Below are 23130 nucleotides of genomic sequence, written 5' to 3'. Positions count from 1 at the left end.
AAGTAAGTAAAAACGCGGCCTTAGGTCGTAATGCCGTTCACTTAAGGTGAGCGGCATTTCTTTTTTTGACGGGATATCTATTTTTTGAACACTTTAACACCCGAGGATAACTTCGCTCCCTTTTGGTTGGCAATACAAACTGTTGAGCTGTCTTAGTAATGTCCATAATAAATTTGGGAACTCTTCCTGGAGTGCAAAACGGCAATAGCGTTAATTGGTAAATTATGTGCATAGATGCGCCATGAAAGCTGATTTGATTGGGTGCTATACCTCCCAAGTGCTTGGCCATCAGAACCATCTGAAAACGCAATAGATTATAAGCGAGCAATATTCCCCATAGCTCTTGTTTAATAAGCTCAGGCTGATTGCTTCTTAAGGTAAATCTATTATCGAGTAACGATTGTTTCATTTCCCGAAAGCCAACTTCAATTTCCCAACGATGTGAATATAAATCAACAATATCCGCATTAGGGAAGCGCATAGAATCAACCATAGAAGTTAAGATTTGAACCTGTTTACCTTTCACTGTTTTGGTAATTAATCTAGCTTCTACAGTCTCAGGTAAATCAGGAAATTTTTTTCTCGCTTGTGCACAAGACGTCAACTGTATTAACTTATCTTGACGACCTAGGCTACGTACTACCTCATACTGAGTATTTTTCTTTAACGGCATCAGCCAATGGCGCACTTCACCAGTTGATTGCCATTTATGCAATAACCCTAACGAATAAAACCCTCGGTCAAACAACGTAAGACTATGGTCTGGTGTGTTTTCAATTAAAGATTCGGCCAAGTTCATTTCATTCTCTTTGACACTGTCAAATTTGCTGTTTATCAACATGTGGCTCGTTAACTCCATTTGACAGACCATACGAACTTGAGGATAGCTTGCCTTACCATGGCTATTAGATGTCCTAGCAAAATGATCACTGTTTGCTTTAGAGTCTGGTGCTCTCCAAACTACACCGTCAACGCCTAGAAGATTAAGTCCATGCCATGCTGAGTGTTCCGCTTGTTCATTCCAATGTTTTTGAGTTCTGTTGAAAATCGTTGCCATTACGTCGCTGCCAAGCTTCTTTCTTGCTCTTGTTAAGGCACTAGGAGCCACATAAGGAGTACCATTGGGAAGAATGATATCGAGTTGATTCACCAATTGGCGCATTGAAAACTTCCGAAATAAAGCCATGCCAATCACGGCCCACACCATATGTTCCATAGGTAGTTTTCGTTTTCTTATCGTGGCAATTCCATGGTGCCTTAACCCTTCTTCAATTAGATCTTGGGACAATACATCCGTTAAATTTTGAAATTCGGTGACATTGTTAAGAGACACGTTCGAAAGAGCTTGGGCAATTTGCATAAAAAATCCGTATTCAAAATTTGAATACGGATTTTTACATACCTGCAGGATCGTTCAACCGATCATTTTTGCGTTAAGTGATCGGCATTAGCCTTAGGTCGCGTTTTTATGTTAATGAAAAAAATCGATTAAACAACTCATTATTGAATGAAAAAACAAAAGATCATAGCACAGTTCAACGGCATTCAAGCAGGAAGTCAGAGAGATATTTGAACTCACACCTCTAGCTTAGCCAGTAATATTTCGCCTATAAATCAAGCAATTAAACTGCCGATTCAAAGGTCTTCCGGGGTAAATTGAGGGGCCAATAAAAGCTACCTTGTTCTCCCGTTTTTCAAGGGTTTGAGCTGTTCAATTCGGAGTCGTTACTCTGCTTATTGAACTTAGATAAGAATTGTCTGCTAGAATAAAGGATGGATAAAATTTCAAAATCTACAACGTTTACCACGGTTACCATCTTGGCAGTTTTGCTGCTTGGCTGGCGCCTCAGAGACGAATACTGGTACACCGCCGAAGATGGGTGGGGATATGCCTTCGGCATAATTGGTGGCAGTATGATGATACTGTTATTGCTCTATCCGGTGCGTAAATACTGGAAACCAATGAAGAACGCTTTTAAAGTTCGTCATTGGTTTCGAATGCACATGCTTTTTGGTCTATGGGGTCCAGTGTTTATCATGCTCCATAGCAACTTTAGTCTGGGCTCACTCAATAGCAGCATTGCCCTTGTTTGTATGCTGTTAGTGGCTGGCAGTGGCCTGGTAGGACGCTATGTCTACCAAAAACTCCATCGCGGCCTCTATGGTGCACAAATTGAATTTTCCGAACTGAATGCAGATTATCAGTTGAGTAAGGATCACTTTACCGAAACCGCCTTATTTAGCACCGAAGTTCAAGATGAACTAAGCCAGATTGAAAGCCAGTTGACTCACAAAAATGTGCGGCTGACCGCCAGTTTGGCCGTTGCTAAAAGAATAAAAAAAATTCAAAAGCACTCTAAGGTTCAGGCAAAGGAGCTGAAAGCACAAGCCGCCGGCAACAAGGAGCAACTGGCACTATTAATCTTAGGGATTAAACATTGGGATAAGGGACTGTTCAAGTTGCGAAAAATGGCAAACTACGCTTTATACACTCGGCTCTTTGCCCTGTGGCATGTGTTTCATTATCCATTTTTTCTATTGATGATAATTACCGGGATTATTCACGTATTTGTGGTGCACATCTATTAACTGATTATTGAATGACTCTGATCAGTTAGACAATTATTTAACCAATAGCTTGGTTAAATAACTCATGAGCGATATCTATTATAGGATCAAAAAACAAGGGGGCTTGTTTGTATGACTACCATAACATGGACAACAGCCAGAATGATGTCCCTGCTGTTACTTGTTATCGCGACCCACGCCGTTGCTGAAACCTCTGAGGTCAGTATAGAGCAGCTATTACTGATGCCAGGCGAGCTAACCCAAGGCCATCAGGAAATTGAAAATGAATGTAATGAATGTCATGAGAGTGACAATCCATCTGCCCAGTGTTTGGACTGCCACGAAGAAATAAACGAAGACCTGATAAACGCCCGTAGATACCACAGTACTATTGAGAAAGCAAAAATTGAACAGTGCCGCAGTTGCCACACCGATCATAAGGGCAGAACATTTGATATCACCTCATTAGACAGAGATCACTTTGATCACAGCAGAACCGAGTTTACCCTCAAAGATAGCCACCTCGGCCTCAACTGTGATCTTTGCCATAAACCAGAAGATAAAAATTTTCGGCTGGAATCGACCAGCTGTAACTCCTGTCACGACGATCCGCATCAGGGGGAGCTTGGTGAAGAGTGTGCCGACTGCCACAACGAAAAAGTCTGGAAAGTAAATAAATTTGACCATGAAGAAACCGAATTTCCATTAAAAGGCAAACATCAGGACCTTGTTTGTCAGGCATGCCATGTTGACGATGTGGCTGACCCCATTGGTGGCATGTGTGTCAATTGCCATCTGGCAAAAGACGTACATTTTGAGGTCTTTGGCCAAAAATGTGAATCTTGTCATAACGAAGAAGAATGGCAGAACAACAGTTACGATCATTTCAAGGATGCCAATTATCGCCTCAATGGCAAACATCAAAAGCTTGCATGTGTTGCCTGCCATGCAAAAGAGCTTAATCCTTCTAACAAGTGCAATGGTTGCCATAGCGACAACGATGTTCATCATGGCAGTAACGGTGAACAGTGTCAGCAATGCCATAACGAGAAGAGCTGGGACAAGATTAATTTCGACCATGATAAAGAAACAGATTTTAACTTGTTGGGCGCGCACCAGGAAGTCGAATGTGACGGCTGTCATTTGCCCGGTCAAACCAGAGCAGATGAAGAACGGGTCAGGCAGTGTGTGGATTGCCATTTACCGGTCGATCCACATCAGGGAAACTTGGGCAAAGAATGCCAAAACTGTCACCAATCAAAAAAATGGAACGAACAAGTCAGCTTTAGCCACGATTTTGGTGATTTTCCGCTTACCGGTGCTCACCAGTTATTGGTATGTCAGGCCTGTCATTTCTCTGCCGATTATGCCATCGAATCTTTCCGTTGTATTGACTGTCATGCAGGGGATGATAATCACCAACAAACCTTGGGCGAAGAATGTCAGACTTGTCATAATTCTTCCAGCTGGACTTCGTGGCAGTTTGATCACCAGCAAACCAATTTTGCTCTAGATGGCGCACACACAGATTTAATGTGTGATTTGTGCCACACCAGTCAACTGCCTGCCCCCCTTACCCCCCCGAAAAGATGCGTTGCCTGTCATCGTCAGGATGACGTTCATCAAGGCGGTTTTGGCGACGATTGTCAACGATGTCACAATACGAGGCGTTTCGATGAGTTCCAATATTAGTTATATCAAGTTCGTTTCATGCCTGATGTTACTGGCATGCCTTTGCTGGATTCAAGCTGCACCGGCCGCTGAATTTGATCATCAAGCCACAGCATTTCCTCTCGATGGCCAGCACATTGCCGTAGACTGCCAAGATTGCCATATTAACAATCAGTTTAAAGGAATTCCTACCGAGTGTCAGCTCTGTCATAGTAGTAGTGGCTTTATCGAGGCATCAATTAAACCCAACAACCATATGAACACCAATAACCGCTGCGCTGACTGTCATCTCAGTGTTGGTTGGGGCACGATATACCGGGTAGAGCATCAGTCTGTGAGCGGCGATTGTGCCAGTTGTCACAACGAAGATACCGCTGTCGGCAAGCCGACCGACCATGTTGAGACCACTCAGGCGTGTGACAACTGCCATACCACCAATGCCTGGATACCGGCAACCTTTGATCATTCCGGCGTCAGTGGCGACTGCGTCAGCTGCCACAACGGCACCACCGCAACCGGTAAAGATCAACAACATATCCAGACGACAAATGTCTGTGAGGCCTGCCACTCGACTCTGAGCTGGGAACCGACCACCACCGTCGATCATAACGAAGTATTAGGCTCCTGTGCTGGTTGTCATGATGGCAATACCGCTACCGGCAAAGGTGCAGATCATTTGCCGACCACCGGCCAGTGTGATGATTGCCACAGCACTCAGGCCTGGATCCCGGCGACGTTCGATCATGCCGGCATCACTGGCAATTGTATCAGCTGTCACGATGGCAATACTGCCACCGGCAAGAATGCCCAGCATATTCAATCGAGTAATGTCTGTGAGGCCTGCCATTCGACCCTGGTCTGGTCACCGGCGACTACTGTCGATCATAACGAGGTACTGGGCTCCTGCTCGGGTTGTCATGATGGCAATACCGCCACCGGTAAAGGTAACAACCACTTGCCGACCACGGGTCAGTGTGATGATTGTCACAGTACTCAAGCCTGGATCCCGGCAACATTTGATCATGCCGGCATCAGCGACAATTGCACCAGCTGTCATGATGGTAATACTGCCACCGGCAAGAATGCCCAGCATATTCAAACAAGCAACGTTTGCGAGGCCTGCCATTCTACTCTGGTCTGGTCACCGGCCACTATCGTAGATCATAACGAGGTACTGGGCTCCTGTGCTGGTTGTCATGATGGCAATACCGCCACCGGTAAAGACGCCGATCACTTGATTACTACGGGCCAGTGTGATGATTGTCACAGTACCCAGGCCTGGATCCCGGCACGGTTCGATCATGCCGGCATTAGCGACAATTGCACCAGCTGCCATGATGGTAATACTGCCACCGGCAAGAATGCCCAACACATTCAGACCAGCAACGTCTGTGAGGCCTGCCATTCGACCCAGATCTGGTCACCAGCGACGACCGTCGATCATAACGAAGTATTAGGCTCCTGTGCTGGTTGTCATGATGGCAATACTGCCACCGGTAAAGGTGTCGATCACTTGCCGACTACTGGCCAGTGTGATGATTGTCACAGTACTCAGGCTTGGATCCCGGCAACATTTGATCATGCCGGCATCAGCGACAATTGCACCAGCTGTCATGATGGTAATACTGCCACCGGCAAGAATGCCCAGCATATTCAATCGACTAATGTTTGTGAGGCCTGCCATTCGACCCTGATCTGGTCACCGGCGACGACCGTCGATCATAACGAGGTACAGGGCTCTTGCTCGGCTTGTCACGATGGCAATACTGCGACCGGCAAAGACGCCGATCACTTACCCACCACTCAGGAGTGTGGTGATTGTCACAGCACCCAGGCCTGGACGCCAGCGAACTTTAATCATGAAGGGGTGACCGGCGATTGTCTCAGCTGTCATGATGGTAATACTGCCACCGGTAAAAATGCCCAGCATATCCAGTCGAGTAATGTCTGTGAGGCCTGTCACTCAATGTTTACCTGGACGCCGACCACTACCGTCGATCATAACGAGGTACTGGGCTCTTGCTCGAGTTGTCATGATGGCAATACCGCCACCGGTAAAGGTAACAATCACTTGCCTACCACGGGCCAGTGTGACGATTGTCACAGCACCCAGGCCTGGATCCCGGCGACGTTCGATCATGCCGGCATCACTGGCAATTGCATCAGCTGTCATGATGGCAATACCGCCACCGGCAAAAATGCCCAGCATATTCAGTCGAGTAATGTCTGTGAGGCCTGCCATTCGACCCTGGTCTGGTCACCGGAGACTACTGTCGATCATAACGAAGTACTGGGCTCCTGTGCGGGTTGTCATGATGGCAATACCGCTACCGGTAAAGGTAACAACCACTTGCCTACCACCGGCCAGTGTGATGATTGTCATAGTACTCAAGCCTGGACCCCGGCGACGTTCGATCACGCCGGCATCAGCGGCAATTGCATCAGCTGTCACGATGGCAATACTGCCACCGGCAAGAATGCCCAGCATATACAGACGAGCAACGTCTGTGAGGCCTGCCATTCGACCCTAGTCTGGTCACCAGCGACCACCGTCGATCATAACGAGGTACTGGGCTCCTGCTCGGGTTGTCATGATGGCAATACCGCTACCGGTAAAGGTAACAATCACTTGACTACCACCGGCCAGTGCGATGATTGTCACAGCACTCAGGCCTGGATCCCGGCGACGTTCGATCATGCCGGCATCACTGGCAATTGCATCAGCTGTCATGATGGCAATACTGCCACCGGCAAGAATGCCCAGCATATTCAATCGAGTAATGTCTGTGAGGCCTGCCATTCGACCCTGGTCTGGTCGCCGGCGACCACCGTCGATCATAACGAGGTACTGGGCTCCTGTGCTGGTTGTCATGATGGCAATACCGCTACCGGTAAAGGTAACAATCACTTGCCTACCACCGGCCAGTGTGATGATTGCCACAGCACTCAGGCCTGGATCCCGGCGACATTCGATCATGCCGGCATCACTGGCAATTGTATCAGCTGTCACGATGGCAATACTGCCACCGGCAAGAATGCCCAGCATATTCAATCGAGTAATGTCTGTGAAGCCTGCCATTCGACCCTGGTCTGGATACCGGCGACCACCGTCGATCATAACGAGGTACTGGGATCCTGTGCTGGTTGTCATGATGGCAATACCGCCACCGGTAAAGGTAACAACCACTTGCCGACCACGGGTCAGTGTGATGATTGTCATACCACCCAGGCCTGGACGCCCGCCGTATTTGACCATGCCGGCATCACTGGCAATTGCATCAGTTGCCACGATGGCAATACCGCTACCGGCAAGAATGCCCAGCATATACAGTCGAGCAATGTCTGTGAGGCCTGCCATTCGACCCTGACCTGGACACCAGCTACCAGAGTCGATCATAACGAGGTACAGGGCTCCTGCTCTGGCTGTCACAATGGCAATATCGCTACCGGTAAAAATGCCGGCCACTTCATCACTTCGGTCGAATGTGATGACTGCCACACCACCCAAGCCTGGACGCCGACGAATTACGTGCACACAGGGCAGTATCCCGGCCAGCATCGCCAAAATCTTGGCTGTATAGACTGCCACAGAAATAACAACGAAATCATTTCCTGGCGACACCCCTACGGTCCAGATTGTGCGGGTTGTCATGCCAATGATTATGAAGCCAACGAGCATGATAATCAGAGCGTTTCAGAGCTAAGAGATTGCAGCGGCGCCTGTCATCAGCAAAATAACACTGAGCATAGGGTTGGCGATAATGGCTGGTAATGAATGAGGAGAAGAGAACAGTCTGAGGTTAGAGCCGGCTTTTGCGGCGGACTCTGCCGGACAAAAGTGTCTGTTATTGTGCGAATTTAGCCGTGCTATAAACGATCAGAGAGGTAATCATTTTAAAACAATATTGCACCCGGTTTGGCGGCGAGTCAGCCACAATAAGCACAGCAGCAAAATGTTTAATCAGTCGGGTGCATCACGAATAATATCTGGCGGCAGGAACAACACAATAGCGTTTATTTACGACAAAATGCGTCCATGCATTCTGCCGATTTGTTGATTGCGGGACAAGCGAGAAGTTAAAAATAATATCTGTAGCCCAGATAAAGAAAAGAGTGGGTAGATTTTTGGGTCGGAAACAGATCCGATTCCGAGCTATAAAAAATGGCTCCCACATCACTGTAAAAATAGTGCTGAAGATTCTGATATTGAATTCTCACCGTTGGTGCAATATTTTCCTGGCTGGTGCCATTACTATTATCGCGATTGTCATACCTTAATTTCGGCATGATTGTCAGCGACTCATTCCAGCGATACCGGCTAGTGGCGTAAATGGAATAAACCTCAGAGCCGGACAGGTCGGAATAACGTAAGCCCAATACGTTATTGTCATTAAGGCTGTAAAGTTTATTCGCCCCCAGCGACAGATCATAATAATACTGCTCACCGGTCTCGCTGATCTCAGGCACACCACCAGATTCGGGGGCACCAGACAGATCCATATAGGTGACACGGGCGTTTACATAATAATCCTCAGCAAACGGCTGGCTAAATTCAACGGACGCTGATTTACTTTCCAGTGTTCTGTCTAAAGCAAGATCTAAAATTTCTTCGTCGGTGATGAACAAGTTCTGCAACTCGGCAAAACTGTCGGCAGTTTGCCCGATAAGCGCATTACGTGTGCTCATGTAAGGACTCTTCCGATAATTCATTGACCAACTAAAGCGTTGCTGCGAATCGGTTACATGACTGCCCGATAACAGTAATGCATTTAGTTCGCTGTAGAAAATATCGTAGTCAATCATCGAATTTATTGACGTGCCATTCTGATAATAATTAACTTCTCCACCGACTGCCCGGCGATCTGTCATATCATTGATCGACTGTTCAAAGACGAACATGTTCAATTCTAAGCCTGGCCACCAATCGACGACGTCCATACTTAAGCCGTAAAACTTTCGTTCCGAATCCAAAGAGGTGTCTTTGGTCGATGCCACCGGGTAGCCGGCGACAAAGTTAAATTGTACCCCTGGCATCGTTTCGGTGCTTAACACCACACCGTCAAACCGACCAAAGATGCCTTTGCCACGGCTACGTTGCCGGCCCAATTGCATTTGATATAAGTTGTCTTTGCTATTGGCAGAAATATACAAGTAGCGCAGTTGTTCACTGGTATCACCCGCGTCATCCATTAAATCTTGGTAGTGGCCTAATGAAGCTCTGAAGCCGAGATCATAATCGTCTGTTTCATGACGACCTCTGGCATCCAAATCGACACTTACCAACGACATAGTAGCATCACTATGACCACTGTCATTGGTCAATATGCCTTTACGATAGTCGGTTGCCAGACTGCCGCGGGTAAACGAGGCATTCGCTTTTTTCCTCTTACTCTGGCCTTTTTTTAGCGTCCGGTCTTTGCTCATCGTCTCAAGGCCGATCAAGCTATCGAGTCTGCCTTTAACTCTTGCTGCGGTTTCGGAATCTGGATACTTGCTTAGATATTTTTGGTAAGTCTGTTTGGCAAAGGCCTTTTGGCCATTTTTTTCCCGCGCAACCCCCAAAAACTCCAGGGCGAACTGCTGGTCAGCAACACTGCCTTGATCGAGCGCCTTGGTTAATAAACTGATTGCCAGACGATATTCACCGGTAGCCAGCGCGGTTTCAATTTTTTTCTTCGGATTTTCAGTTTGCACAACTTCTGTGGGCTTCCACATTGGCGATCGCAGGCGTATTGTTTGCCCTACGGCAACCTGGCTAACATCTTCAATATTATTCCATTCCTGCAGGTTTGCCATGCTGATATTGTAGGTTTTTGATACCTTGTATAAGGTTTCGCCCGGAGCGATCACATGTTCGGTAATGATATTTTGACGGTTATTGCCTGTTGGGGGCTGCTGTTGACGGTTTGCTGCTTGTGTGTCCTGCTTAGCAGACCCTGATGTATCATTTGTCTTAGAACCCATTTGCACCAGAGTCGGATCGCGCAAGCTGATCCTTTGCCCTAAGGCAACTTGGTTCACGTCGTCAATATTATTCCAGGCCTGTAAATTTGCCAAGGTGATATTGTAGTTTTTTGATACCGTGAATAAATTTTCATTGGGAGCGATCTGATGCTCAATATTTCCATTCAGGCTGTACTGTGCCTCACTGGCCATACAGTTGTAACTGGTACCCAACAATAGGCTGATAATGACTGATAGACTGCATTTTTTATTCATTTATTAAACTCACTTTTGGCTAATACTTTGCTCGTTAATTTTGCCCTGATGATAACCGGCCTTGTATTGATGTTGATGACAAGGCCCGACACAAGCTATTTGCTTGAGGACAGGAAAATATATCGCTGTTGGCTTTTTAATGATGATTGGCTAGCCAATCATTAACATCGCAACCGACACAATTTAACGTTCAGAGTGGTTTTCTTTTGTCCTTACGCTCCATAGCAACAGCTACGCAGTAAAGGAATATCGGAAAGAATTGAGGTAGAAAAGCAGCTAGACATAAGACTCCTTTGGCCTGGCTGTATTATGATACGGCTCAATAAGCTTTCTTTTTATTGTTGTTAACATCATCGAGTAAATTCACACCTTCAGAATAAAAACGGTCTCTTGGGACGTTTTTAAACCTGATACACAAACCAATGGTTTATGCTGATTAGAATACCTTCTAATTCTGGTTAAATCCCGTACCGTTAATGGCGTAGAATTGTACGGTCTGAAACTTAAGGAAATCTTAAATAACACCCCCAGGTAACAAAAAGAAGGTAATTGATACAAAAAATAACATGTCGTTTACATTCCCTGATCGAGCAGATAATCAGGCTCACAACCAATTAACATAGTGAAGGAAAATTGGGTGTAATACCAAGTCCGATAATTGATTGACCATTTAGCGAGAATTAAAAGGTTTATATACAAGGCATTGATTGCAAAGAAGGGTTATTCCCTTGTTAAAATCTATAACGCAGTAGATAAGCCTTTTAAACTCGCCTCTTTCAAAGCTCTAAATTGACCAATAAATTGTCGGAATTGGTATCTAAATTATGAACATACAGCGCAAGTCGGGAGCCGACGCTGGTTGGTTGCTGATGCAAAGCAAAAACACCGCCGTAGCGGTGTTAACAGTATGGTCAATGCAATATAATGTTATACCAATCAGTACAAAAAATGCTTTTAAACGGCTTCCAGTAACGTCAACATGGCCTGGTTTGATTTAGCCAAATCGAATGAATTTTCGCCATTGGAATTTTTTCGCTCTGGATTAGCCCCCGCTTCTAGCAACAGCTTAACACAGCCAAGGCTATTACTTTTTACCGCCAATAACAGTGGCGTCTGGCTTTGATTATTTCGGCTCTGAATATCCACCTGCTGTGCCAGGATCAATTGTAATATTTTGTCTTTGCCCTGAGCGGCGAGCATCAGCGCTGAATTGCCGTTCGATGATTGTAACTCGGCATCTGCGCCTTTCATTAATAGTGCTTTAACACATTCTAAGCAATCGTTAATGACAGACTGCAATAACGGGGTATATCCTTCCTCGTCAGGCATGTCGACCACACTGTTTTTGTATAACAAAATATTCATTGTCGCGCTATTGCCAAGATTGGCGGCATACCAGAGTGCCGAACGCCCCTTGACATCTTGTTGGTTAACTTCAAGACCGCTTGCCACAAGCAGCAGACTGATTTCTGACCTATTCAATTCTGCTGCCAGCAGCAGGTAGGAGCGCTGCAGAGCGTCGAGACGGTTATCTGGTGGTAACTTAGGCATCAATAGCTTCGCGATATCCGGAGTATCATGCAGGATCGCAAACCATAAAGGGGTTTGCTCAATCGGCAATTTCTTCAGTGGCTCAACGTCAGTGAGCTCAAGCAGTTTGGCTACCACTTCAGCATTATTTTGCTTAATTGCGACTTCAAATAACTCTGTCAACGGGTCCTGTTGCGATATACCTGACTCAGAATGTTGCAGCAAGGCGAGTGCAAGTTCCGTCTCGCCAGAGTTAATAGCGATGGCTAGTACATTGTCGTTTTGGGGATTGGTTTGCCACAGATCTTGCCCAGCAACAATAAGGTGATCGATTAATTCTGACTGCTTCTGGGCAACAGCGATCGATAAAACCGGCCAATTATAATAAGGACTCTTTTCATCTGTTGCCTGTTGCGTTAATGCTTGTAATCTAATGTTTAGCTGCTCTTCGCTCAGTGGCTGTTTGTCCTCACTGGCCTGCGCTACGTTAAAGATCAAATCGATCCCCGCGAGCGCGGCGTAATTAATCGCAGCTTTGCCGGTAACATCCCTGGTGCTTGTATTTGCATCTTTGTTGATCAAATTCTGCGCTATGGCAGAATTACCAGCAATGGTAGCTAAGATCAAAGGTGTCTGCTTTTTGTTGTTGGTAATATTAATATTGGCTTTATTTCTAATTAAAATATTACTAACATTAGCTTGGTTATTGGCCACTGCGGTATGTAATGCGCTGTTACCAGAGATATCTTGATCATCGAGATTGAGGGGTTGTTGCATTAACCACAGCGCCACGTCATCTTGCTTATTTTTGACGGCAATTAACAGTGGCGTGTCACCATCGGCATTTTTAGCATCGAGCAGGGCGCCTTGTTGATGCAGCTTAATAGCCTTGACTAGTTCACCGCGTTTGATCATCTGTTCAAATAAATGCTGCAGCTGTTGCGAATTTTCGACCGAAGTGTCGGTCTGCGCAAACAATTGATCCAGGAGTTGCCCAGCCATTGCGTTACCATCATTATCCGATTGTTCGAGATATCGCCTGGCTTCCGGCAAATTCCGATTTAGCTGCTTGCCGCTGGCATAGAGTGAGCCTAGCAGATAACTGGCTTTATTATTTTTGTCTGCCGCCTGCAGTAATAATTGTTCAGCTTGTTTGGCCGACTGAGTCACAGCCTGACCATCGAGATAAAATAAGGCGAGTTGGTACTGAGCCAGTGAATTTCCAGCTGTCGCTAACTCGCGCAGTTGCGTTAGTGCCTGCGAATGATCGCCGGATAACAATTGTTGCTGCACCTCGACAGGTAGCCGCTCTGCGGCATTAACCGGCATTAAACAAGAGAATGCCAAATATCCAAGGACCGATAATTTAAGTTTATTGAGTGCCATATTTTGTCGAAACCTCTATACCTACTTTTTTCAGAAACGGACTTGGCAACACGCCACCCGCACAAACAATCACCGCATTATTGGGCAGAGTTAATAGCTCACCCTGGCAGTCAATTTCAACCTGATGCTGACTGATCTGTTTGACGGTCGAACTCATTAACAGTTTTAGTTGACCATTAGATGTCAACCTCTCGATCCACTCCCGGTTTTTTTTCTTGGCCCGGCCAAAGGCTTCGCTTCGGTACGATAGCGTCACCCGGCTGCTACCAAGCTCAGCGATACTACAGGCCGCTTCCAACGCACTATCGCCGCCACCAACTACCAGCACGTCATCGCCGGCGTACTGTTCAGCATCCACCAAGCGATAAACAACTTTCGATAATTCTTCGCCATCGATGCCAAGTTTTCGGGGAGAGCCACGACGACCAATCGCCAGCAAGACACTTTTCGTCTGGTAAGTTTGCTTGGCGGTGATCACAGCAAAACTACCGTCTGAATTTTTTTGAATATCGAGCATGGCTTCGTTTTCGTTAATTTTTACCGAGTGCTTCTCGATCAGCTCAAGCCAAAATTCCATCAACTTTTCTTTAGTGGTTTCTTTAAATTTAACCCGACCAACCATAGGCATGGTGGCAGGAGACGTCATCACCAGTTTTCCCCGAGGAAAGTGACTGACGGTACCACCAATAGCATCTTGATCTATGGTCACAACATTCAGTTTTTTCTCCATCGCGCCCAGTGTCGCGGCCAGTCCTGCCGGTCCCGAGCCCACGATCAGGCAATCAAGCACATCCTTATTGTCCGAAGCTGCTCCTTTGGTCTTGTTAACGATGGCATCCATCGCCTGGCGTCCTTGCTCTATCGCATTCTTGATCAAGCCCATGCCACCAAGTTCGCCGGCAATAAAAATTCCCGGGATATTGGTCTCAAATTCAGGCGATAACTCGGGAATGTCGACACCACGAGTTTCGGTGCCAAACACCAGCGTGATGGCATCGTGCGGACAGTCGATTTGGCAAACGCCGTGACCGATACAGTCGGCAGGGTTAACCAGATGAGCTTTATTGTCGATCATCCCCAGTACATTATGTTCCGGACACGCCCTGACACAGGAGCCGCAGCCCAGACATTTTGCGGTATCGATAACCGGATGCATACTGACTGGCTCGGTGAGGCCATCTTCTTGTGCCTGAGCCAAAAACTGCCGGCTTGAATTGTGACGGGCCTTTTTCTTCGTGCCATAATAAAAGAATATCAATAACAGTGGCGTAAGATAAATAGCGGAAGCAGTCATCCAACTAGACATAAGCCCCCCTACGCCCTGTGGCATTTAAAAATGGTTTGATAAGTTCAAACCTTATTGTTGTTAGGTTGATCAAGTAAATTTCTACCTTAAAATAATTGCGCTCTCTGAGCTTGGCTTTATACTTGGTACATAAGCCTGTAGCGGATACTAACGGTTAATATTTGTACCGCCGCGTGTAACTTTTATTCAGAACAATCCTAGCGCAGGAGCATTTACCTGTTTGGCACGGGATCATTGCTGAAGTGTTTAGTTTGTTGATTATCGGCAAAACTGCCTGCCAAAATCCAGCGCCGAATATTACGGGATTAAACTTAAGATAAACTTAAATAGCCCAGATTTCTGTATATAAAACAGCCTGCTTTCTGTATATTAAACAGCCTGATTTCTGTATATAAAATAGCCTGTTATTAATAACTCCCACAAGCTTTATTTTGTAATTTAATGTAATTCTATTCACTAAACGCCTGAAGTCGCTAATTCCCCTAATAAAATTTATTTTCATTTACCAGAGAAAATAAATTCGGAAAACAACTAAGTGATAATGGGAGGGTATTTTCTGTATGGATATAATCGGGAGGGTCGAGGCTAAAATCTATTACTCATCGCTTTTCTTGACAGTATAACCAACACCACGCACTGTCTTGATAAATTGGTGCGGTAATTTTTTCCGTAAATTATGAATATGCACTTCAATCGCATTACTGGCAATTTCTTCGCCCCAATCGTAAAGGTGAGTTTCAATTTGTTCCCTGGACAAAATTCTGCCGGCGTTCACCATTAATACCTTAAGAACCATATATTCTTTTTTGGATAATTCAGACGAATGATCTACAACCTTTAGCGAATGAGCCACGGTATCGAGCTCAACCGGGCCGATCTTTATTATCGATGTTGTGGCCGTCCCCAACCGGCGTTCAATCACCCTGATTCGCGCCAGTAACTCCGACATATGGAAGGGCTTAACCAAATAATCATCGGCGCCACCATCGAGCCCCATTACCTTGTGTTCAATCGAGCCTCTGACGGTCAAGATAATGACCGGTACATTCAGTTTCTGTTTCCTGATTTTTTTCAATACTTCAATACCGTCAATATCAGGTAAACTCAACTCAAGGATCACGGCATCAGTTTCGGGATGTTCCAGGGCTAACATGGCTTCTTTGCCGGTTGAGACATGGTCAACAGCTAACCCCGCCTTGCGCAAGGATTGCTGCAGGTCTTGGGCTAGTTTGTAATCGTCTTCAACCAACAAAATTCGCATTGTCATTCCACACTGGGTTAATTTACATTATCAGTCTTTCAGGCAACGTTTCGAGCTGGACTTGGTGCCTAAGGGGGTGTGCTCACTAGTGGAACAAGAACAGAGTATTCCTTGTCAGATTATAGTTGCCGTCATCTGATATGTACAGGGAGCCGCAACGAACCGACGACCAGAGAATTGACTCAATAGTATACGACTTTTGAACAGACTAATTATCACTCAACAGCACTAACTGCCTGCTGCTCTCTATGCGATGTTAAAGTTGATTGCCTGCTGTTTGCTCTTTCTTGTTGAAATACCAGAGAAGTAATTGAATTTGCTTTATTAAAGTTGATAAATTGGCAATTAGCGACCAAACTTTGCTAAGAATAATAATGGAATTTTTATGACAATTTCTCTTGTCGCCCATCGTGGTGATTGCCAGTGGCACATTGAAAATACTCTGCAAAGCATTAAAACTGCCATATTGCAGGGTATAAAGTTAATTGAAATCGATGTTCAGCTCAGCCAAGACGGTGTGCCGGTACTGTTTCATGATCGAAGTTTACTGCGCATGACAGGTGTCGACCAGCCGGTTGCCAGCCTTGACTTGCAATCGCTAAAAAAACTGAAATTAATCAATAATGAGCACCAACTGACAAAACCACGCAATGGATTTATCACCGCATTATCTGAGGTGGTGGCATTACTCGATTCGTTTCCCGATGTTACCTTGTTTGTCGAAGTAAAACGGGTGAACTTTCTTCACTTTACATATCGGGATGTGTTTAACAAGCTGATCCAGGAGCTAACGCCAATTTCAGCACAAGTGGTGTTAATCAGTTTTTCTTACCGCTTTTTAAGAGTATGCAAACAATGCTCAACCTTACCACTGGGTTATGTACTGCCAGCATGGCATAATTATTGTGAAAAAATGCTGACAACATTGCAGCCGCAATACCTCTATTGCGACGTAGATATTGTGCCTCCTGGCTTTCAATTTAGCGACCGTGAATGTACATGGGTGCTTTACGAAATTGCCGATCGTCATGAAGCCATGCATTATTATTACCGCGGCATTCGCCATTTTGAAACCTTTTACCCGTCGAAACTGCAACGACAATTGCAAACTGCGGGGTTGCAACTTACTGATGAAGTATGACATCACCATTATTGGTGGCGGCATCGCCGGGGCTGGCGTTGCTCAGGCGGCAAGTGCGGCTGGCTATAAGGTATTATTACTGGAACAAGGTGAAATTGCCGAGCAAACCTCATCTTGCTCGAGCAAGTTAATTCATGGCGGTTTGCGTTATCTGGAAACTGGCCAACTGAACCTGGTGTTTAAGGCGTTAAGAGAGCGTCGAGCATTATTACGTTTAGCCCCTGATTTAGTCAAACCGGTTGCTTTTTATATTCCCGTCTATAAAAATTCCCGGCGCGGAAAATGGACCTTGCGAGCCGGGCTAAGTTTATATGCGATGCTTTGCATATTAGACCCGCTGAGCCGGTTTAAGCAATTGCCGAAAAGTGAATGGCACAAATTAGAGCATTTAAAGCATGACAACCTGCAAGCGGTTTTTCAGTATTGGGATGCACAAACTGATGATGCCCAATTAACCCGGGCAGTGGTAAACAATGCGCAGCAATTAGGCGCAACCATCGTAACTCAGGCAGCATTTATTGACGGCACAAAAACAGCTAACGGTTATGCGATCAATTATCAGCTAAATAATCAATTCGAAAATCAATCTAACACCAACACAGTTAAGGTGACCACTGCATTCATAGTAAATGCTGCAGGTCCCTGGGTGAATCAGGTGTTAAAGCAGATAACCCCCTCTATCCCCGGTTTTGACATTGACTGGGTGCAGGGCACGCACATTATTTTAGATACGCCGGCTATGACCCATGTTTATTATCTGGAATCTTTAATCGATGACAGGGTTGTTTTTGTGATGCCATGGCAAGGACAAACACTGGTGGGCACCACCGAAACCCTACTGGCAAATTTACCAGATGAAATTACCCCAAAACAGCAGGAAATTGATTATTTACTGACAATATACCAACATTACTTTCCGCAAAGACCCGTTAAGGTAGTTGATGCTTTTGCTGGGGTTAGAGTTTTACCAAAACAGCAACAACAGGCATTTGACCGTAAACGGCAAAGTATCATTTATCAGGGAATGACTTCGCCGGAAGTGATCAGCTTGTATGGGGGGAAGTTGACTACCTTTAGGGCTACCAGCAAGACGGTAGTAGCCTTGATTGAAAAAACACTGGGTAAACGTAAAAAAATTGCCGATGTTAATACGCTTACATTAGACTAGGGTCTGTTGACCTTTGCTGTGCATTTTTGTACCGCAAAGGTCAACAGACCCTAGTTTTTTGAATTGAGTTTGATAAGCTTAGTTAAACTGTAGTTAAGTCATCCATCGCCGTCGTCCACAATTTAAAGCGATGTAATAACGCGCTGTTTTTGTGCGCGATAAATTGCTGAGTAGAAAGTTCAGTTAACCAGTCAACGGGCTGCCCTGCCAGTGACCAAACGGCGCCAAGTGCACTTGCTTCAACTTGTTGTTTACGCAGAATGTTTAAACCACTCAAATCGGCAATAAGTTGGCATAAATCATCATGCTTGGCTAACCCTCCAGTGATCACCAAGCTTGTCATGTCTGCTGGCCCCTTCGACATTCGCTTGATAATGGTGACGGCCAGAAAGACAATGCTCTCAACTACGGCGATCATTTCTGCTTTTTTACTGCTTTTGCCAATAAAATGTGAGCGAATATCGCTGCGCCAATAAGGTGCGGCCAGACCACCAATCGCATTGACAAATAACGGCACAATTTCCTCAGTAGTGCTCAACACATTTAGTTTTTCGATATCAACAGCCAATTTTTTTGCCATGAGTTCAAGCGCGGCTCCCGCCCCGTTTATCGTCCCTTCCAGAGCAAAATAATGGCAATATCTATCACCGCATTGCTCGGTGCTTACAATACTGTGTAATAAATCTTTATCGGTGTTTTCTCTGCTGGCGCTGAGTCGGCTAATAAATGCCCCGGTTCCCATATTTAGATATATTTGCTCTCGGCCTGGCATACCATAGGCGAATAATGCCGAGCTTTGGTCGCCATTGACATACCTTAACGGGATAACATGCTTACCAACGGTTATCTGGCCAAACAGACTGTTGGTTGGCAAAATTTCATGTTTTTTGATGGCAAATAATTCCAATAGAGGTTCGCTCCAGTGCAAACCGGGTTGATTGTCATTGCCGTTTTCACTGTCACTTGTATTCGAACTTGCGCTGTCAACAATTAAATTATCGCTATGTGCGGCACTGCCAGCATTTTCAATAGCGAATAATAAGGTTCTCGAAGCATTGGCAGGGTCGACATAGTAATGCATATTGCCAGTTAAACAATGGGCCAGATACGAAGCGATGGGCAGAAACATCAAGGTGTTGTTTTTTGCGGCAATTTGCACCGCTGGCTCATGCTTTAAACACCAAAGCATTTTACTGGCACCAAAATGGCTGCTGGCCCTTAAACCGGTTAATTTTTGTAACCAGGCATTATCAATTTCTAATGCCTCGAGATAGTCCTGACCGCGAGTATCTTGCCAGCTAATCACTTGGGTTAACGGCTGATTGGTTGCCGTATTGATGGCGATAAAACTCGAACGTTGAGTTACCAACGCGGCCGAGACCAGTTGGCCTTGCTGGGTTGCTGACAGCTTTTGGTAGCACTGTTGAATGCAGTGTTTTACCGATTGCCATATTTCATCGGGTTGTTGCTCGACAAAAACACCTTTGCGCCTGGTGTTAACGCCAATTTGAGCCTGACAAATAATACCGCCCTTGCCATCACATACCAACGCACGAGTACTGCTGCCACCTTGATCAATGCTCAGAAAATACATTAATTCACTCTGCCTAGCCCGGCTTACTTTGAATAAAGCCAATCAGCCAATCGACGATGAATTGTATCTTTAATTCATTTGCTAAGCTTTTACGGCCAGCATGTAAAATATTTTGCGGAATAATGTTTTGCCGATAATCCATCAATGCTTTGGCGTATTCAACACTGAACTCGGGATGCCCTTGCAAACCAAGAAAGTGATCGCCAATTTGGTACATGGCGATTTGGCAATGTGGGGTTGTCGCCAACAACTGGGCATTTGCGGGCAAAGAGTCAATCTGGTCACGATGCGATACCACGATATCGATAGTCTCGAGATAAGGTTTCATCCAGTGTTTTTTAGTGACCAGCTGATATTGTTTGACCCCAACCCCCCAACCATTGGTTGCTAATTTAACTTCTGTGCCCAAAGTCTGGGCCATCATTTGATGACCAAAACAGATGCCAATAAACGTCTTTTTCGCCAGATGCAACTGCTTGAGATAATCTTCAAAAGTTTTGATCCAGATTTCATCGTCATAAACCGAAGCGGCTGAACCCGAAGAAATGTACGCATCACAGTGCTCAATATCGTCAGGGTAGTGCCCGGTTGTTACATCAAAAACCGATAACCTGACTTGCGGCGCATATTGGTTAAACATCAATCTGAACATATCCGGATAATCGCCGGCGACCGCCAATAATTCAGGACGCACATGGTCACATAATAACAAGCCAATATGCATTACAATGCCCGCCGATAGACGGTTAATAAATCCGCTTTGGATACCGTAATGATATTGCTCTGATGGCAAGGATCGGCAAAGGCATCGTCGGCTAAAGCGGCTAAATGTTGCTCATCGATGTGATAATTGCGCAAACCAAAAGTAATGCCCAGCGAGTGAAACCATTGGTGACAGGTTTGAGAGAGTGTATTTTTCGCCAGGTTGCTGGCAGTAAACAGTTGCCGCACCGATTCAATTCGCTGTTTTTGCTCTGAATTTAAAGGGGATTGTTCAATATATTTAATCGATTCTGGCAACAACAACGCATTCGCCAAACCATGGTGCATATTGTGCTGAGCCGATAAGGGATGAGCAAGAGAATGGATCATGCCCAGACCCTTTTGAAACGCCGTAGCGCCCATCATCGCCGCCACCTGCATGTTACCGCGAGCCTTAATTTGACTGCCTTGGTTAACACAGGTGTCGAGGTTTTCAATACAAAGCCGCATGCCTTGCAGAGCAATGCCATCGGCCATCGGATGAAAACCTGGCGCCAAGAATGCTTCCAGCGAATGGGTAAAGGCATCAATGCCGGTAGCTGCGGTGATATGAGGGGGTAAACCCGTGGTTAATTGCGGGGCGAGCACGGCAATATCGGGCATCAACTTCGGTGAAAAAATAATGGTTTTTAGCTTGCTTTTACCAAGAATAATCACCCCGGAACGCCCGACTTCACTGCCCGTACCGGCGGTGGTTGGTATCGCATACAGTGGCGGCATTGCATTGATGATACGTTTATCACCACCAATGGCATCATCGTATTGACTGAGGGGGCCAGGATGGGTTGCAGCAACTTTAATCACTTTTGCTACATCCATGGCGCTGCCACCGCCGAGGGCGAGAATGCAGTCACAATCCTGGTCATTGAATACTGCGGCGCCATTTTCCACATCGGCTTCTATCGGGTTGGCATGCACATGGTCAAAAACAATAACCTCGATACCCTGTTGCGTTATTATCGATTTCACGCTAGCAACAACGCCCAACGCTGAGAGCGTTTTGTCTGATACCAGTAACGCCTTTTGATAACCTTTGGCTTTGATGGTAGTGGCAAGCTCAACCAACGCATCTTCACCAAAATAAACCAGAGTAGGAAAATTAAATTGTTGCATACCAGTATTAATCTCTTAGTAAGTGGTCTAAATGATTTCGAAATAACGTTGTAGTTGCCAATCGGTTACCTGCTTTTCGTATTCTCTGACTTCCCAAAGTCTGGAGGCGATAAAGTGCTGGCTAAATTGTGGTCCGAACACTTGTTCCACTTCAGCACAAGCTTTAAAGTCTCTTACCGCATCTCTTAAATTGCTGGCAAGTTGTAAATTTCCAGGCAAACTGTGTTCTTGCTCATAGGCATTACCTTTGATTGCAGCGGTTGGCTGCAAGCCATTTTCTATGCCTAACAGCCCGGCAGAAATGATTGCCGCAGCCGCCAAATAGGGGTTTGCATCGGCTGCGCCGAGACGGAACTCAACTCGCATTGAAGCAGCACTGTCGCCAATGACACGCAACGCCGTTGTCCTGTTTTCAATTCCCCAAGTAGCCGCCGTAGGGGCCCAAAAGCCTTTAACCAGACGAGTGTATGAGTTGATGGTGGGTGCACACATTGGTAAAAACGCTGACAAATACTGTTGCTGGCCGGCAATGTAATGTTGCATCAACGGACTCATCTGGTGATCGGCACTTTCATCATAAAACAGGCTTTCTCCTGTGGTGGCATCAAGCAGAGACTGATGGATATGACCACTTTGGCCGGGGTAGTCCATCGAACATTTGGCCATAAACGTAGCCATCAGGTTTTTCTTTTGGAAAAAGCTTTTGCAAAAGGTTTTAAACAGTGAGGCTTTGTCACTCATCGCTAGCGCATCATCATAAAGCAGTGCCGCTTCCCATACTCCGGGGCCGGTTTCACAATGAATCCCCTCGAGAGAGAAGTTCATCTGCTCACAATAGTGCAAAAAATCATGGTAGAGCTCTGAATGGGTATTGGTGCGCAACAACGAATAACCGAAATTGCCGGGCGTAAGATGCTTGAGATCGCGATAATTCTTGGCCCGAATCGAATCGGGGGTTTCATCAAACACAAAAAATTCATATTCAAACGCTAACTTGATATTGATATTCATTGATTTTGCTTTTGCCACAACACCTTGCAACAGGCTGCGCGGGCAAATGGGATGAGGTTCGCCATTGTCATTGACAAAATTCACCAGGTAAAACGGCATCCCACCTTCGTCTGGAAGACGTCGCTCAGTACTGATATCGACGCGATATTTGGCATCAGGGAAAGCGGTATGCCAACCGGTAAACTCGCTATTGTCATACAGCTGATCATTAATATCCCAGCCGAGCACACAATCACAAAAACCCGCCCCTTTCTCAAGTATCGAAATGAATTTCTCGATATTGACATATTTGCCGCGGTGCACGCCATCGATATCGGTGAAGGCCAGTTTCACCCAAGTGACGGCTTCGGCTTTTAGTTGGTTGATTTTATCTGCATAGGCTTTTTCCATCATAGCTTCC

General features: G+C 45.7%; 14 protein-coding genes. 5 read left to right on the top strand and 9 right to left on the bottom strand.

What is annotated here, in order from left to right:
- Positions 1-37 precede the first annotated feature (37 nt).
- Positions 38-1360 carry an IS4 family transposase gene (locus ND16A_RS08350; RefSeq protein WP_033077804.1) on the bottom strand — a complete coding sequence of 441 codons (1323 nt, stop codon included), beginning with the start codon at positions 1358-1360 and terminating at the stop codon, positions 38-40.
- A gap of 413 nt (positions 1361-1773) precedes the next feature.
- Here ND16A_RS08350 and ND16A_RS08355 point away from each other — a divergent pair, with 413 nt between their 5' ends.
- The 3 genes from ND16A_RS08355 to ND16A_RS19970 all read left to right on the top strand — a co-directional run bounded on the left by ND16A_RS08355 (position 1774) and on the right by ND16A_RS19970 (position 8011).
- Positions 1774-2589: a hypothetical protein gene (locus ND16A_RS08355; protein WP_033077803.1), complete on the top strand. Its 816-nt coding sequence runs from the start codon at positions 1774-1776 to the stop codon at positions 2587-2589.
- Between the two features lie 111 nt (positions 2590-2700).
- A complete protein-coding gene (locus tag ND16A_RS08360) occupies positions 2701-4260 on the top strand; it encodes a cytochrome c3 family protein (protein ID WP_152593870.1) in 1560 nt (519 codons plus the stop codon).
- Positions 4244-8011 carry a cytochrome c3 family protein gene (locus tag ND16A_RS19970; RefSeq protein WP_052073110.1) on the top strand — a complete coding sequence of 1256 codons (3768 nt, stop codon included), beginning with the start codon at positions 4244-4246 and terminating at the stop codon, positions 8009-8011. The genes ND16A_RS08360 and ND16A_RS19970 overlap by 17 nt, the downstream gene beginning before the upstream one ends.
- Before the next feature lie 305 nt (positions 8012-8316).
- On the opposite strand, the gene ND16A_RS08365 is transcribed toward ND16A_RS19970, so the two are convergent.
- The 4 genes from ND16A_RS08365 to ND16A_RS08380 all read right to left on the bottom strand — a co-directional run bounded on the left by ND16A_RS08365 (position 8317) and on the right by ND16A_RS08380 (position 15941).
- Positions 8317-10458 carry a LysM peptidoglycan-binding domain-containing protein gene (locus ND16A_RS08365; protein WP_033077801.1) on the bottom strand — a complete coding sequence of 714 codons (2142 nt, stop codon included), beginning with the start codon at positions 10456-10458 and terminating at the stop codon, positions 8317-8319.
- A gap of 954 nt (positions 10459-11412) precedes the next feature.
- Positions 11413-13374, bottom strand: a complete 1962-nt coding sequence (locus tag ND16A_RS08370; RefSeq protein WP_033077800.1) for an ankyrin repeat domain-containing protein — start codon at positions 13372-13374, stop codon at positions 11413-11415.
- Positions 13361-14680 (bottom strand): NAD(P)-binding domain-containing protein, encoded by a 1320-nt coding sequence (locus ND16A_RS08375; protein ID WP_052073109.1) that lies wholly within the window; start codon positions 14678-14680, stop codon positions 13361-13363. Before ND16A_RS08375 ends, ND16A_RS08370 begins: the two co-directional genes overlap by 14 nt.
- A 595-nt stretch (positions 14681-15275) precedes the next feature.
- Positions 15276-15941, bottom strand: coding sequence for a response regulator (locus ND16A_RS08380; protein ID WP_033077799.1), 666 nt, complete (start codon positions 15939-15941; stop codon positions 15276-15278).
- A gap of 385 nt (positions 15942-16326) precedes the next feature.
- Between ND16A_RS08380 and ND16A_RS08385 the strand changes: the two genes are divergently transcribed.
- Together ND16A_RS08385 and ND16A_RS08390 are read left to right on the top strand one after the other, a co-directional pair.
- Positions 16327-17082, top strand: a complete 756-nt coding sequence (locus ND16A_RS08385) for a glycerophosphodiester phosphodiesterase family protein (protein WP_033077798.1) — start codon at positions 16327-16329, stop codon at positions 17080-17082.
- Positions 17069-18250: an FAD-dependent oxidoreductase gene (locus ND16A_RS08390; protein WP_152593876.1), complete on the top strand. Its 1182-nt coding sequence runs from the start codon at positions 17069-17071 to the stop codon at positions 18248-18250. Before ND16A_RS08385 ends, ND16A_RS08390 begins: the two co-directional genes overlap by 14 nt.
- Positions 18251-18332: 82 nt before the next feature.
- Here ND16A_RS08390 and ND16A_RS08395 read toward each other — a convergent pair whose 3' ends face one another.
- From ND16A_RS08395 to ND16A_RS08410, 4 genes are read right to left on the bottom strand one after another with little or no spacing between them, the layout of a single operon-like run.
- Positions 18333-19844, bottom strand: coding sequence for an FGGY family carbohydrate kinase (locus ND16A_RS08395; RefSeq protein ID WP_033077796.1), 1512 nt, complete (start codon positions 19842-19844; stop codon positions 18333-18335).
- A 13-nt stretch (positions 19845-19857) separates the two neighbouring features.
- On the bottom strand, positions 19858-20568 hold the full coding sequence (locus ND16A_RS08400) for a glutamine amidotransferase-related protein (RefSeq protein WP_033077795.1): 711 nt from the start codon (positions 20566-20568) through the stop codon (positions 19858-19860).
- The gene (locus ND16A_RS08405; RefSeq protein WP_033077794.1) at positions 20568-21719 is read right to left on the bottom strand and encodes an iron-containing alcohol dehydrogenase; all 1152 of its coding nucleotides are present in this window, start codon (positions 21717-21719) and stop codon (positions 20568-20570) included. Before ND16A_RS08405 ends, ND16A_RS08400 begins: the two co-directional genes overlap by 1 nt.
- Before the next feature lie 27 nt (positions 21720-21746).
- Positions 21747-23123 carry a glutamine synthetase family protein gene (locus ND16A_RS08410; RefSeq protein WP_033077793.1) on the bottom strand — a complete coding sequence of 459 codons (1377 nt, stop codon included), beginning with the start codon at positions 23121-23123 and terminating at the stop codon, positions 21747-21749.
- Positions 23124-23130 lie beyond the last annotated feature (7 nt).

This window comes from Thalassotalea sp. ND16A, from assembly GCF_000764205.1.
Lineage (GTDB): Bacteria > Pseudomonadota > Gammaproteobacteria > Enterobacterales > Alteromonadaceae > Thalassotalea_A.
Note: the sequence above shows the minus strand (reverse complement) of the source record. Positions and strands in the feature narration are given on the sequence as shown.

Coding starts and splice junctions, on each gene's coding strand:
- ND16A_RS08375 (WP_052073109.1), bottom strand. CDS start 14,680: ATGTCTAGTTGGATGACTGCTTCCGCTATTTATCTTACGCCACTGTTA.
- ND16A_RS08405 (WP_033077794.1), bottom strand. CDS start 21,719: ATGCAACAATTTAATTTTCCTACTCTGGTTTATTTTGGTGAAGATGCG.
- ND16A_RS08370 (WP_033077800.1), bottom strand. CDS start 13,374: ATGGCACTCAATAAACTTAAATTATCGGTCCTTGGATATTTGGCATTC.
- ND16A_RS08385 (WP_033077798.1), top strand. CDS start 16,327: ATGACAATTTCTCTTGTCGCCCATCGTGGTGATTGCCAGTGGCACATT.
- ND16A_RS19970 (WP_052073110.1), top strand. CDS start 4,244: ATGAGTTCCAATATTAGTTATATCAAGTTCGTTTCATGCCTGATGTTA.
- ND16A_RS08395 (WP_033077796.1), bottom strand. CDS start 19,844: ATGTATTTTCTGAGCATTGATCAAGGTGGCAGCAGTACTCGTGCGTTG.
- ND16A_RS08380 (WP_033077799.1), bottom strand. CDS start 15,941: ATGCGAATTTTGTTGGTTGAAGACGATTACAAACTAGCCCAAGACCTG.
- ND16A_RS08350 (WP_033077804.1), bottom strand. CDS start 1,360: ATGCAAATTGCCCAAGCTCTTTCGAACGTGTCTCTTAACAATGTCACC.
- ND16A_RS08355 (WP_033077803.1), top strand. CDS start 1,774: ATGGATAAAATTTCAAAATCTACAACGTTTACCACGGTTACCATCTTG.
- ND16A_RS08360 (WP_152593870.1), top strand. CDS start 2,701: ATGACTACCATAACATGGACAACAGCCAGAATGATGTCCCTGCTGTTA.
- ND16A_RS08400 (WP_033077795.1), bottom strand. CDS start 20,568: ATGCATATTGGCTTGTTATTATGTGACCATGTGCGTCCTGAATTATTG.
- ND16A_RS08410 (WP_033077793.1), bottom strand. CDS start 23,123: ATGATGGAAAAAGCCTATGCAGATAAAATCAACCAACTAAAAGCCGAA.
- ND16A_RS08365 (WP_033077801.1), bottom strand. CDS start 10,458: ATGAATAAAAAATGCAGTCTATCAGTCATTATCAGCCTATTGTTGGGT.